The organism is Methylobacterium sp. E-066 (assembly GCF_022829635.1).
Taxonomy (GTDB): Bacteria; Pseudomonadota; Alphaproteobacteria; order Rhizobiales; family Beijerinckiaceae; genus Methylobacterium.
Genome location: NZ_JAKSYO010000014.1, coordinates 1 through 13,372 on the forward strand (window position 1 = coordinate 1; position 13,372 = coordinate 13,372).

Below are 13,372 nucleotides of genomic sequence, written 5' to 3' on the forward strand. Positions count from 1 at the left end.
TATCGTCCATTCTTTCCCTCTACGCCCCGCTTCCGGCCTCCGAAGCCGGGGCGAGGGGACCGGCGCTTGCGGGGAGAGGCCTGCACGGACGTCGTGGTCCGTGCGGGAAGCGCAGGCGAAGCCGGAGCGGCGGTGAGGGGGCGGTTCAGGCCGGGGCGCGCGTCCGGAGCCGCCCCCTCACCTTCGGCTGCCGCCTCGCTTCGGCGTCGACAAGGTCGCCGAAGCCCTCTCCCCGCAAGCGGGGCGAGGGGATACCCGCATCGATGCTGGCGCCGAAGCACGGGCCGTCGCGCAAAAAGAGCCGAACTCGATCTGTGAATCCGCTAGCCCGCACGGGAGAGGGGACCCGCGCCGCGTCCTGAGATGCGTGCGACCAGCAAGCCCGGGGGTTGGTAAGCGGGCGCCTTACCAGCTCTCATCCATCGGCGATTGGAAAATCCGAGCGCTGGCCTGGCGGACCGTAGCCTCAGATCAGAACGCGCACCGCCCGCGACCCGATGTTCGCATGAACGTCCGCCCCCTCCGCCAATACCGCCAAGCAATCGCAAAACGCAGCGTGGCTATTCCCGTCCCATCCGCCCGCAGATCCTGATCTCACGTCAAAAACCACGCGGTCATACTCTCGCCGCTTCTCTCATTCAGCATGGAGTCATCCTCCATCGACGAGTGTGACCCGGCGCGGCAGAACGGGCGGCGCGTGCTTTGCTGAAAGAGAGTCCTGCATGATCAAGCTGGTCGCCGCTGCGGCTTTCGCCGCCGGCCTGTCCTCCGCCGTGTCGCTGCCGGCTTCTGCCGAGCCGGGAGCCAGCAACGGGACGTGGTCGGTGGAGCTGGTGACGGAGAGCGGCCTGTGCAGCGCCCGCTATTCCTACGGGCTGGCGATCCGCGAGGGTCAGGTGCAGCTGGTCTCGGGCGGGGCAGGGGCCCGGGTGAGCGGCCATGTTGGCCCCGATGGCAGCGTCGGGCTCGCCGTCACCAATGGGACGGCGAGCGGCACCGGGACCGGGCGGCTCCAGGCCGGCACCGGCTCGGGCACCTGGAAGGTCGCCTCCCTGTGCTCCGGCCGCTGGACCGCGCGGCGCCGGGATGACCGCACCGCGCAGGCCGACTGATCTCAGTTAGGCGGCGCTGGCGAGCCAGGTGCGGGCCTCGGCGAGGCGGGCGCGCTCGAACACCTTGATCTGGGTCGGCGAGACGAAGTTGAAGGTCTCGGCGAGCGCCTTCAGCCAGGGGGCATCCGTCACCAGGGCGACGTGGCTGACGCTCTTCATCATCGAGATGCCGAAGCGGGGATCCTTGAAGAAGGCCGCCGGCTCCATGCCCTCGAAGGCGCGGATATCCTCGAGCAGCTTGAGCTTGCCGCCCTTGTCGAGGTCGGCCTTCATGGCGTTCATCGCGGTGTTCATCTCCTCGTCGGAGATCTTGCCGTCGACCACGATCTCGGCGACGTTCGAATCCGGCGTCTTGGTATAGGTCAGCACTGATCGCTCCTCCGGGAACCGCACGCGTTCCGCCCCCGGCATCCGGAAGCGGGTCCACTGCCCGTGCGGGCAGTGTCTTACAAAAAGCTCTGCGGGTCGACATCGATCGCGACCTTGACGTTGCCGCGCACCTTCGGGCCGCGGGCGATCCAGGCGCGCAGATAGGCCTGCATGTCGATGTTGCGCTCGGTCTTCACCAAGAGGCGGAACCGGTAGCGGCCCCGGATCAGGGCCAGCGGCGCCTCGGCCGGACCGAGCACCATCACGCCCTCGGGCGGGTCGGCGGCGCGGGCGAGGGCCTGGCCGTGGGCCTCCGCGACCTCGCGCTCGGCGGCCGAGACGATCAGCGCGGCGAGCCGCCCGAACGGCGGCAGGCCCGCCGCCTCCCGGGCCTGGATCTCCTCCTGGTAGAACCGCTCGGCATCCCCGGACAGCAGCGAGGCGATCACCGGGTGCTCGGGCTGGTAGGTCTGGACCAGCGCCCGGCCGGGCTTGTCGCCGCGCCCGGCCCGGCCGGTGACCTGCTGGAGCAGCTGGAAGGTGCGCTCCGCCGCCCGGGGATCGCCCGAGGTCAGGCCGATATCGGCGTCCAGCACCCCGACCAGGGTCAGGCCCGGGAAATTGTGCCCTTTGGCCACCAGCTGGGTGCCGATGACGAGGTCGCACTCTCCGGCCGCCACCGCTTCCAGCTCCTGCCGCAGCCGGTCGGCGCCACCGGGAAAGTCGCTCGACAGGACGACGATGCGTCGGTCGGGGAACAGCTCGGCGGCCTCTTCGGCGATCCGCTCGACGCCCGGGCCGCAGGCCGTGAGGTTGTCGAAGGTACCGCACTCGGTGCAGGCCTCGGGCCGCCGCTCGGTATAGCCGCATTGGTGGCAGACCAGCGCCCGCCGGAACCGGTGCTCCACGAGCCAGGTCGAGCAGTTCTTGCACTGGTAGCGATGCCCGCAGGCCCGGCACAGGGTGAGCGGCGCGTAGCCCCGGCGGTTGAGGAACAGCAGCGCCTGCTCGCCGCGCTCCAGGGTGGCCTTCACGGCGTTGACCAGGGGCGGGCTGAGGAAGCGGCCGCGCTCGGGCTGGTCCTTGCGCATGTCGATGGCGGCGATGTCGGGCAGACGCCGGCCGCCGAAGCGCTCCGGCAGCAGGACGTGGCGGTAGCGCCCGCGCGCCGCGTTCACCCGGGTCTCGATCGAGGGCGTCGCCGAGGCCAGCACCACCGGGCAGCCCTCCAGGCGTCCGCGCACCACCGCCATGTCGCGGGCGTGGTAGTGGACGCCGTCCTCCTGCTTGTAGGCAGCCTCGTGCTCCTCATCGACCACGATCAGGCCGAGGCGGGCAAACGGCAGGAACAGGGCCGAGCGGGCGCCGACCACCACCAGAGCCTCGCCGGCCGCGACGGCCGCGCGCAGGCGCTCCCGCCGCTTGCCGCCGATGCCGGAATGCCAGGCCGCCGGCCGGACCCCGAAGCGCTGGGCGAAGCGGTCGAGGAACTGCGCCGTCAAGGCGATCTCGGGCATCAGGATCAGTGCCTGCCGGCCCGCCCGGATGCAGGCGGCCACCGCCTCGAAATAGACCTCGGTCTTGCCCGAGCCGGTGACGCCTTCGAGCAGGATCGGCCGGTTGTCGGCCGAGTCCGACTCCGGATGCCGCCACGGGAACGGCTCGACCAGCTCCGTGACCGCCTCGGCCTGGGCCGGCGAGAGCGGCGTCCGCGGAAAATCGGGATCGGGCCGCGGCGCGACCGGCTCGGGCTCCACCGCGACGGTCTCGAGGACGCCGTCGTCGATCAGGCCGTCCACCACCGAGAGCGAGACCCCGGCCTCCTTGGCGAGCGCGCTCTTGCCGCGCAGCTCCCGGTCCACCGCGACCGCCAGGACCTTGGCCCGGGCCGCGGTCGGCCGGGTCGGTTGTTTGTCTGTGAGCCGCACCGCCACCCGGGCGGTCTCGGCGGCGGCGGCCTCGTCGGGCAGGCGCAGCACCATGGCGAGCGCCGAGCCCTTCGGCGCCAGGGTGTAGCGGGCGATCCAGTCGACCAGGCTGCGCAGGGGCTCGGAGAGCGGCGCGTAGGGCAGGCGGCCGGTGACCGGGCGCAGGTTCGAGCCGCCGGCGGTCTCGGCCAGGCCCCAGACCACGCCCACGATCTCCCGGGGCCCGAGCGGGACCTGCACCACGTCGCCGACCGCGAGGTCGAGGGTGCCGGGCACGGCGTAGCTGTAGGGCGCATCGAGCGCCAACGGGATCAGGATCTCGGCGACAAAGGGCATGCGGGGCGTATCGGGCGGGTCCGTTCCGGGTCCGTACCACAGGGCCGGGAAAAGAACCCGCGGCTTCAGCGGTCGTGCAGACCCGGCACCAACGGCAGGGCGGTGAGGCTGAGCGCCGTCATCGCCCAGAAGGCCGAAGCGCCGAACGCCCCGTAGAGCGCGCCGGAGGCCAGGGTGGCGAGAACGCCGGACAGGCCCAGCGCCACGGTGCCGTAGAGCGCCAGCGCGGTGGCCCGGAGTTCCGGGGGCGTGGTGGCCTCGATCAGGCCGAGGCAGGCGAGGTGCAAGAGGGCGAAGCTCAACCCATGCAGGACCTCCGCGGCGGCGACGAGGGGGATCGCAGTGGTGGAGGCGAGGACCGCCCAGCGCAGGGCGCCGGCGCAGGCCGCCACCGCGATCCCGGCGGGCAGGCCGATCCGCGCCAGCAGCGGGGGACCGGCCAGCAGGAAGACCAGCACCTCGGCGGCCACCGATCCGGACCAGATCAGCCCGGCGGTGCCGGCCCCGATCCCGGCGCCGCGCCACAGGATCATCGCGAAGCCGTCGTGAAGGGCATGGGCGCCGATCACCAGCGAGCCTGCGAAGAGGATGCGACGGAAGCGCGGCAGCCGCAGCAACTCTGCGAAGTTTTGGCCCAACCAACCACCGGCCTTCGGCGAACCGTCCCGGACCGGCAGCGCCAGGGCCGCCCCGGAGGCCGCGATGAACAGGACGCCGCTCGCAACCAGGGCGGCGGCCAGGCCGTATGAGCCGATCAGCCAGCCGGCGGCGCCGGTGGCGGCGATGAAGGCGGCCGAGCCGGCGGCCCGGACCCAGCCGTACTGGAACACCGCCCCACCCCGGGCGGCGGCGAGCGCCAGCGCGTCGGCGAGCGGCGGCGGCGCGGCGGTCCCGGCGGCGTACAGGAGGGCCGGCCCGAGGAGCTGCCAGAAGCCCGCGCCGGGCAAGTGCGCCAGGACCGCGAGACCGGCCAGCGCGACGCTCGCCGCCAGGACGGGGCGCGCGGCCCGGCGCCGGTCGGCGAAGGCCCCGGCCAGAGGGCCAACCACGAGCCGCAGGGCGCCGGCAGCGGCGAGGAGGGTGCCGATCTGGCCTGGGCTCAGGCCCCGCGCCGCCAGGAAGCCGGGCAGGATCGGCGACAACAGGCCGTAGGCGCCGTAGAGGGCGGCGTACAAGACGAGGAAGCGGGCGAGACCGCCCCGCCACCCTTCACGGATCGCGCCCTCTCCCATGGAGAGCGCATAGCATCCGCGTGCGCCCCTGTATCAGGCGCGCCGGGACAATCGCTCACGAATGCCGGCGCACCGCGTAGCGGTAGCGGCGGCCCTGTTCGTCCAGGAGCTCGCTGTCGGAGCCTTCCTGCCAGACGACCTCGTCCTTCGGGTCCTTGGCGTTGGTCAGGGTCGCGCCGCGGACGATGTCGAGGCTCAGGCCGAAGCCGTAATTGGTGGCGGTGGCGTCCGTGATCGCGGCCGAGATGTCGGCCTCGTCGGGCAGGCAGGCGAACAGCACGCCGTCGGCGATCGCGAGGGTGTAGGTTTGCACGGATGGGCTCCGGAAATCGGGGCGAGTGGGGGCCGGCACGCGAGCGCCCCAAGCTAGGAGGCCCTTTCGGGACGAGAAGCGCGTTCTCCGAAATGCTGCATTGCAACATGGTGAGAGCGCGCTCCATCACAAGGTGTCGAGCCCCGGCCTCTCAGCGGGCCAGATGCGCGTCCAGGAACCGGGCCATCTCGCCGAACACCTCCTTGGTCTCCGGCGCGTTCGGGGCGGCGAGGTACTGGGCGTGCGACATGCCCTCGAACAGCTGCAGGTCGGCCTCGATCCCGGCGGCGCGCAGCTTGCGGTGGGTGCGCACCGTGTTCGAAAGGAACAGGTCGCGGGTGCCGCTGATCAGGATCGCCGGGGGCAGGCCGGCGAAGTCGCCGTTGATCGGCGAGAGCTGCGGATCCTTCAGGTCGCGCCCGGCGGCGTAGAGCTTGGCGGCGGGCGTCAGGTAGCCGGAATAGCTCACCAGCACGTTGTCGAGCCACTCGTTGGTCCGGTACGTGTCGCCGGTCTCGGTCATGTCCGACCAGGGGGTGCCGAGCCCGATCGCGGCCGGCAGGGCCAGGCCCTCCTGCTTGGCGCGCAGCATCAGCGCCAGCGTCATGCCGCCGCCCGTGGAGGTGCCGAACACGCCCATGTTCTGCGGCTTCTGCATGCCGAGCATCGCCTTCCAGACCGCGGTCGCGTCGTCCATGGCGGCGGGGTAGGGGGCGTCGGGCGGCATGCGGTAATCCACCGCGATCACCTTATAGCCGCCGAGCCCGGCCATCAGGATCGCCTCCAGGGTGCCGGCCTCGCCCGGATTGTAGACGTAGCCGCCGCCGTGGATGTGCAGCAGCAGCCGGTTGCGGTTGGCCTCCGGGATGGTCCTGGGCTGGACCACGAACACCTTCACGCCGCCGATCACCGCGGCCTCGCTGGTGACGCCGAGTTTTTCGCGCAAAGCCGGCAGGGCGGCGGCGCCGGCCGCCGCCAGCCGGTCGATGAGCGCCTTCCAGCCGGCGGCGTCCGGCGGGTTCGCGTTCCAGGCCGGCACCCGGTAGGGCGCCGCGACGGCAGTGCGGAAATCCGGGCTGATCGTGTCGGGCACGGGGATGACCCGACCCGGCACCGTGCGGGGCCCGGGCGCGGCATTGGCAGCCCCCATCTCGGCTTCCAGCCGCCTGAAGTCCGACTCGGGGGCTGCCTGCCCGAAGGCGGCATGCGTGCCGAACGCGATCATCAGCAAAACGGGCAGGCTCAGGCGCATCTGGTTTCCTCCGGCGAGCGGCCCCTTGCGGCTGCCCGTCGTTGCGGGCCTGGGGCGCTCGTCCGTCAGGGATACAGGGGTGAGGGCAGGATGGGACCTGTTTTTCTTCCCAGGGTACGGGCCTTGCACGAACCTTTGAACAGACGGCCGTCATTGCGAGCGGAGCGAAGCAACCCAGTGTGGCGCCGCGTTCGATGGTGTCGCGCTACCCTGGGTCACTTCGCTCCGCTCGCAATGACGGTGGGGGCTGAGCTGACGGCGGCACGCAGCCGGAATCGTATGAGACGCGGTTCGGTGCGCCGGATGGCGTGAACCCGAGCGGTCGCGCGGCTATCATCGCGCAGCCCCGATGGCCGAGACCGGACGAGACCCGAATGGCGAGCGCGACTGCACCGATCCGAGTCGGCCTGATCGGCTACGGCTATTCCGGCAAGACCTTCCATGCCCCTTTAATCCGCGCCGTTCCGGCGCTCGACCTCCGGGTGGTCGCCTCGAGCGATCCCGCCAAGGTCCGGTCCGACCTGCCCGGTATGGCCGTCATCGCCGATCCCGCCGCGGTCGCGGCGTCGGACGATGTCAACCTCGTGGTGATCGCCTCGCCCAACGACACGCACGCGCCGCTGGCCCGGCTCGCCCTGGAGGCGGGCAAGCACGTCGTCGTCGACAAGCCCTTCACCCTCGACCTCGCCGAGGCGCGCGGGCTGGTCGCGCTGGCGCGGCGCCAGGGCCGGTTGCTGTCCGTGTTCCACAATCGGCGCTGGGACAGCGACTTTCTCAGTGTCCGAAAGGCCATCGCGGACAGCGTCCTCGGCAAGGTCCGACATTTCGAATCGCATTTCGACCGGTTCCGCCCGCAGGTCCGCGACCGGTGGCGGGAGGGGGCCGGCCCCGGCGGCGGCATCTGGTACGATCTCGGGCCTCACCTCGTGGATCAGGCGCTCCAGCTGTTCGGGCTGCCCGACCGGGTGACCGCCAACCTGGCGCGGCTGCGCACCGGCGCGCGCTCCGATGACTGGGCCCACGTGGTGCTGGAGTACCCGGACCTGCGCGCGGTCCTGCAAGCCAGCATGCTGGTGGCCGGCGGATCGCCCCGCTTCGTCGTCCACGGCGAGGCTGGCAGCCTCGTCAAGCAGCGCCTCGATATCCAGGAGCAGCAGCTCCTGGCCGGCATGGTTCCGGGCGCGCCGGGATGGGGCGAGGACCCGGACGGGATCGCGATCCACGATTGCACCGGGGCGGTGGCGCACGCGCCTGCGGTGGCCGGGGATCAGCGGCGCTATTACGAGGGCGTGGCGCGCCAGCTCACCCAGGGCGCGATCGAGTCTTCAGCGGCGCTGGAGGCGCTTCAGGTGATGGCCTGCATCGAGGCGGCCTTGATCTCGGCGCGGACCGGAACGTCCGTCGCGCTGGCGCTTACGGCGGAGGAGCGGGATGTGTCCCGGTTCGCTGGGGATGGCGCGGCATCGCCACGCGCGTGAGGTGGAAGGGCGTAGCCAAACGCAAGTCGACGCCTTGTAATCGAACACGGCTCCTCGGAGCGCCAGGGAGGCGCACTGCCGCCCAGGCACACGCCCCGTCATTCCGGGCTCCGCCTCGCGGCTCCGGAATGACGGGGTGGTTGGCTGAGCCGTCGCGCGCCTCGGCTCACCGAGCCCGTGGCGAAACATTGCGGCCGAGCCGCCGCCAGCCCGCGACGAGGCCGGTGAGGGCGATCCCGGCGGCGAGCAGGTTCAGGAACCACTGGGCGGCGTCGCGCAGAGCGGGTTGGCCCGTCAGGAACGGCAGGTCGAGGCGATGCGGGGCGTCGAACAGCCAGCGGTTGATGCGGCCGGAGCGGTCCAGGCGCTGGAGGATCGTGCCGTCGCGCGGGTCGATGTGGAGCCAGGTGGCGGCCGGGTCGTCGAAGCGCAGGCGTAGCACCGGCAGGGGCCGCGGGTCCGTCCCATGCGGGTACCAGTAGGCGTCGTAGGCTTCGAGGTGCCGGGCCGCGCGGAGGTGCCCGTCAGGGATCGCCGCGGCGGCGGCTTCCGCCAGGGCGGCGGTGTCGGGGCCGCGGCCGCCGTCCGGGGCGACGACGCGGAGGCCATCCGGCACCGCGGCCACCAGCCACCAGCGGCCGCCGATGGCGGTGAAGCGTACGGACCGGGCATCCGGTCCGGCGAGATCGGGAAGCCGGCGGGAATCGAGCCCGAGCGGCCCGGGCGCACCGGCATAGGCGGCGCTCATCCCAGCGGGCGGGGCGCTCGACGCGAACCAGCGGTTCGGGTTCATGGAGATCCAGCCGCTGAGGATGAACGCTCCGAGCCCCAGCCCGCCCACGAGGCCGAACAGGTGGTGCCAGCGGGCCAGCCCGCGATAAGGCGTCACGGCGCCGGTGGCGTAGCGGCGGCGCAGGCGCAGGCGCCAGATCCCGATCGTGAGGCCGCTGAGCGCCCCGAGGGCGGCGAAGCCCGAGAGCCACAGCAGCACCGTCCGCCACAGCTCCGCCCGGGCGCGCAGCGGCATCAGGTAGATCCAGTGCGGCACCGAGCCGAGCCAGTTCCAGGCGCGCTCGAACCGGATCGTGTCGAGGGCAATCTCGCCGGTGACCTGCGAGACGTAGAGCTCGGTCCCCGCCGGGTCGCCGAGGCCGACCTTGTGGAACGGCCGCAGCGGGTCGTAGCGAGCGGTGACGGTCCACTGGTCCCGCTCGACCGGCTCGACGCGGGCGTCCGGCCGATCCCCGGCGGCGAGCCGCAGGGCCGCCTCCGCGTCGACCGGGCCGAGCCGCGCGCCGGTCCGGCCCGAGACCGTCGCCCGCGCCCCGTCGCGCCCGGTGATGCGGTAGACCGGCTCGTCGCCGCGCATCTCCAGAGCGAACGCCGCCGGCACGCGCGCGACGCCGCCGGCCGCGAGCGCCTCATCCGGCGAGACCGTGACGTGCTCCCAGGCGATCGGCGCCAGGTGCGCGAGGCGTTCCGACTGAGTGAGCGCCGGGAACGGCACGTAGAGTATCACCAGCCCGGAGCCGATCCAGAGGGTGAAGAACAGGGCGGTCGCGATCCCAGCCCAGCGGTGGAACAGGAGCAGCCAGCGGCGGGCCGCCTTGCCGGCCCAGCGCTTCACCAAGTCACCGTGTAGGCGAGCTCCACCGAGCGCGGCCGGCCGAGCAGCCAGTTGGTGCCGACGCCGTTCACGGCGTTGCCGCTGATCGCGTAGACCTTGTCGAACAGGTTGTAGACCCGCAGGCTCAGGCGCGAATCCACTGTCACCTGATGGTCGAGCACGAGGTTGACGAGGTTGTAGGCCGGGCGCCGGGCCGTGTTGGAGAAGTCGCTGTAGACCTGGCCCACGTTCTGGAGCCCCACGCGCGCCGTCCAGGCGCGGGACAAATCCCAGGTCAGCCAGAGATTGGCGACCCGCTCGGGCACGTCGATCGGCTGGTTGCCGGCATACGAGACGGTGGCATCTTTCACAGTCTGGTCGAAGGCGTCGTACTGCGCGTGCAGCAGCGCGAGGTTGCCGTCGAGCCGCCAGCCCGGGCTGAACTGCCAGCCGAGCGCCAGCTCGAAGCCCTGCGAGGATTGCTGGCCGACTTGGGTCGACAGCGTCGGCTGGCCCGGCACCGCTGAGATCAAATTGTCCTTGACGATCCGGTAGCCGGCCACCGTCCATTCCAACGCGCCGTCGAAGGCCAGCCCCTTGGCGCCGATCTCGACCTGCGTGCCGGTGGCGAGCTGGAAGCCCGAGAGCGACTGCGTCAGGGTAATGAGGCTGTTCACCGGGTCGGTGGCGAAGCTGTACTGTGCGTAGAGCGCGCTGTCCGGCGTCGGGTTGTAGACGAGGCCGAACCGGTAGCCGAGCGCCTGATAGGTTTTCTCGAACTGCGTGCCCGCCTGCAAATCCTGCCGATGGAGCGTCGGCACGTCGAGCCGCACGCCGGTGAGGAACGAGAGTTTTTCGGACAGGATCACCCGGTCTTCGGCGAAGACCGACGCCTGGCTGGTCTGCGTGGCGTAGGCCGGCCGCGCCCGCCCATCCTGCGGGAAGAAGCCCGGATCGTAGCCGGTCAGCGGCACGCTGGTATTCTGTCCGAAGTAAAAGTTGTTCGTGTGGCGGAAGTCGATGTGGTTCACGTCGAACCCGACCGCGAACGCGTTCGGCAGGCCGAACAGGCTGCCGTTGAAGCTCGCGTCCAGGCGATTCCCGACCTGTTCCTGGCTGTGATAGATCTCGGTGTAGTCACCTCGGTCGACCAGTCCGGTGCCGCGGTTGTAGGCGTATTTCTCAACATCGAGCCAGTGGCGCCGGCTGGTGAGCCTATAGGCGGTGTTGCGCACGATGATGTCGGCCGAGGGCGTCCACTCGGTCTTGAACTGGGTCCAGTTATCCGCCCAGGTGATCTTCGCGTCTCGGACGTTGTAGTTGTTGAACCGGATCAGGTCCGGAATGCGGCCCTCGACCAGGGGCGTGCCCCAGTAGCGCGCGGGCTCCTGGTAGCCGAGATCGTGGCTGACCGTGAAGGCGAGGTCCGGGCTCGGCTGGAACAGCAGGGCGGCCGAGACCGCGAGGTTGCGGAAATCGCCCTCGGGCCGGATCCAGCCGTCGGCGCGGTTGCCGCTGATGTTGAGGCGGTACGCGAAGGTCTCGCCGAACTCCTCGCGGCCGAGCGCCCCGCCCGAATCCAGCGCCAGCCGCGCGACCCCGTCGGTGCCGATGACCGCGCGGGCGGTGTTGATCGGCACGAAGACCGGCTTCTTGGGCACGACGTTGATGACGCCGCCGATGGCACCGTCGCCATAGAGCACCGAGGACGGCCCGCGCAGCACCTCGATGCGCTCGACGTTCCAGGTGTCGAACGGGAACGTGACCGTGTTGGCGCCGACATAGAAGCGGGTGCCGTCGTAGAGCTGCTGAATCGAGTTCGGCCCCGCGAAGCCGCGGGAGGTGAACGCGCCGTTGCCGTTGCCCGGGGCCGCGATCGTGGTGATGCCGGTGGCGTCCTGGGTCACCGCCTCGGCGATCGTGTCCTGGCCGCGCAGCCGCGCGGTCTCGCCGGACACGATGTCGACGCTTGCGGGCGTCTCCAGCGGCGTCAGGCCGAGCCGGCTGGCGGTCCGGTCGGGGGTGCGCAGGTTCAGCCCGATCGGGGCGGCGCGGGTCAGGCTGACGCCGCCCTCGCCCTCGACGGAGAGCTGGTCCAGGGCGACGGTATCTTGGGCCGCGGCTTGGCTCGCCAGGAGGGTGAGGAAGGCAGCGCAGAGCGGCGTGCTCCGGCCGCGGGGATACTTTTCGGATAGAAACATGGTGTGACGAGGTCCGTGCGCGGCGACCGCCGGCCCGGATGCCCTACAAGCAATGTAATAACATTACAAATGCTGCTACGCGCCGGAACCGATCCCGCCGGGGCGTGAAGCCCTGGACGGAGGATCGAGCCGCGTGGGAACGCGGCCGGGATCGGCACGGTGAGAACGGGCATCAGGAACCGGGACGCGGGCGCGCTTGCTGTGGCACGTCACCGCGAACGAGGCCTCGCCGACCATGCTCGCGCACGGGCGTCTCGACACCCGCCAGGACACCCCGCCCAGCGCGTTTCGCGTGTGACCACGGCTGACGGCAGGTCTCCTGGCTCACGGGTCGCCGCCCTCGCACCGTCTTCCCGGGCCAAGACCCAGTGACATGGTGGTGAAGGGCTCACCGCTCACAGTTGCGGGGACAGCCGCGGTTTCGAGGAAAACCCCTCACCGCGTTCCCTTTTGATCCCCGAAGGGAACCGTCAGCCTCTAGCTTGGCTGTATGGCGGCTGGGCGTCAAGCCTGCGGACATCCGCTAAAAACGCCGCCGCCTGTCCGTGGGCACCGATTGAAACATGACTGAAAAGAAAATTTTAGCCCTGCGGGCATGCCGGCTTTCTTTGTGCCGATTTAAAAATGTCGGAAGCTAGAAAAATTTTCTATCTATGTTGTTTACCCGTCTAACCAAACAATTCTAAGGATTATTTTGGCTTTGCACGCACCATCTCAAGATGATTGACAGCATAAAATGCGGGTGTTATCTGCCGCGCCTCTCGAAGGGCCGGCGGAATATAGATTTTATCCCTAGAGTCCAGTGCATGGGTCGGTCGACTTGGCGAATTTACAGACAAGAGCCCAAATCGATGAGAAATATCGATCGACGTCGTTCAAGAATCGCAATATAGTGCCGGAATGGGTTGTGAATAACTGACGAATTAAATCGAAGACTCTTTCAATTATCGAGGAGGGAAGGCGTGATGAACACAGTCTATCGATTGGAAAATCCGGGCCATCCTGGTGGATTTCTCCGCCGCAAAGTCTTCGAGCCGCGCAACTTGACCGTCATGAGCATGGCCAGCCTCCTAGGCGTCACCCGTCAATCGCTTTCCGATTTTCTCAACGAGAAGATCAATCTGAATGCCGAAATGGCCTTCCGGATCGAGAAGGTGTTCGGATTCAATATGGAAATGATGATGGACATGCAGAGCCGCTTCGAGATCGCCAAAGTGCGTAACCGCGAGCGGCGCCTTCAGAGCGAGCTCCTGGCCAAGGCGGCTCAGACGACCAAGGCGGGGGGGCAGATGACCAGGACAAGCTCTCTGACGGCCAACCGAGAGCGCGCTGTCGGCTGAAGCTGCCTCCTGCTGATGTGCGGCCCGGCATTCGCAACGCCGCGCCGCACATCGGGGCAGCCACCACCGAACATCTTGGCTTACTGGCGCGAGAGCCTCAAGCGTGTGGACATTTGCGCCAACTGCTGCGCTGCTCGCCTGCTCTCCCGCTTCAAATCATCAGCATCGTTCCTTAATTCGGGGGACTTGTTCGAGATCGAAATTG

At 69.7% G+C, this 13,372-nt stretch carries 10 protein-coding genes and 1 riboswitch; of the genes, 3 read left to right on the forward strand and 7 right to left on the reverse strand.

Annotation, left to right across the window (positions count from 1 at the left end; all coding sequences use genetic code 11):
• Nucleotides 1-722: 722 nt before the first annotated feature.
• Nucleotides 723-1,112 (forward strand): hypothetical protein, encoded by a 390-nt coding sequence (locus MKL20_RS00435; protein WP_244035036.1) that lies wholly within the window; start codon nt 723-725, stop codon nt 1,110-1,112.
• Nucleotides 1,113-1,118: 6 nt separating this feature from the next.
• On the opposite strand, the gene MKL20_RS00440 is transcribed toward MKL20_RS00435, so the two are convergent.
• The 5 genes from MKL20_RS00440 to MKL20_RS00460 all read right to left on the reverse strand — a co-directional run bounded on the left by MKL20_RS00440 (nt 1,119) and on the right by MKL20_RS00460 (nt 6,542).
• Entirely contained in the window at nt 1,119-1,481 is a 363-nt protein-coding gene (locus MKL20_RS00440) for an STAS/SEC14 domain-containing protein (RefSeq protein WP_244035037.1), read from the reverse strand.
• Between the two features lie 77 nt (nt 1,482-1,558).
• The gene (locus MKL20_RS00445; RefSeq protein WP_244035038.1) at nt 1,559-3,745 is read right to left on the reverse strand and encodes a primosomal protein N'; all 2,187 of its coding nucleotides are present in this window, start codon (nt 3,743-3,745) and stop codon (nt 1,559-1,561) included.
• A 65-nt stretch (nt 3,746-3,810) separates the two neighbouring features.
• Nucleotides 3,811-4,977 (reverse strand): MFS transporter, encoded by a 1,167-nt coding sequence (locus tag MKL20_RS00450; protein ID WP_244035039.1) that lies wholly within the window; start codon nt 4,975-4,977, stop codon nt 3,811-3,813.
• A 55-nt stretch (nt 4,978-5,032) separates the two neighbouring features.
• A complete protein-coding gene (locus MKL20_RS00455) occupies nt 5,033-5,290 on the reverse strand; it encodes a hypothetical protein (RefSeq protein ID WP_244035040.1) in 258 nt (85 codons plus the stop codon).
• A gap of 151 nt (nt 5,291-5,441) precedes the next feature.
• Entirely contained in the window at nt 5,442-6,542 is a 1,101-nt protein-coding gene (locus MKL20_RS00460) for an alpha/beta hydrolase (RefSeq protein ID WP_244035041.1), read from the reverse strand.
• 374 nt (nt 6,543-6,916) lie between these two features.
• Here MKL20_RS00460 and MKL20_RS00465 point away from each other — a divergent pair, with 374 nt between their 5' ends.
• Nucleotides 6,917-8,020: an oxidoreductase gene (locus tag MKL20_RS00465; protein ID WP_244035042.1), complete on the forward strand. Its 1,104-nt coding sequence runs from the start codon at nt 6,917-6,919 to the stop codon at nt 8,018-8,020.
• Nucleotides 8,021-8,186: 166 nt separating this feature from the next.
• On the opposite strand, the gene MKL20_RS00470 is transcribed toward MKL20_RS00465, so the two are convergent.
• The gene (locus MKL20_RS00470; protein ID WP_244035043.1) at nt 8,187-9,647 is read right to left on the reverse strand and encodes a PepSY domain-containing protein; all 1,461 of its coding nucleotides are present in this window, start codon (nt 9,645-9,647) and stop codon (nt 8,187-8,189) included.
• On the reverse strand, nt 9,644-11,827 hold the full coding sequence (locus MKL20_RS00475) for a TonB-dependent receptor (protein ID WP_244035044.1): 2,184 nt from the start codon (nt 11,825-11,827) through the stop codon (nt 9,644-9,646). The genes MKL20_RS00470 and MKL20_RS00475 overlap by 4 nt, the downstream gene beginning before the upstream one ends.
• Nucleotides 11,828-12,118: 291 nt before the next feature.
• A riboswitch (cobalamin riboswitch) is annotated at nt 12,119-12,314 on the reverse strand.
• A 478-nt stretch (nt 12,315-12,792) separates the two neighbouring features.
• On the opposite strand from MKL20_RS00475, the gene MKL20_RS00480 reads away from it, so the two are divergent.
• Nucleotides 12,793-13,167 (forward strand): HigA family addiction module antitoxin, encoded by a 375-nt coding sequence (locus tag MKL20_RS00480; RefSeq protein WP_243963719.1) that lies wholly within the window; start codon nt 12,793-12,795, stop codon nt 13,165-13,167.
• Nucleotides 13,168-13,372 lie beyond the last annotated feature (205 nt).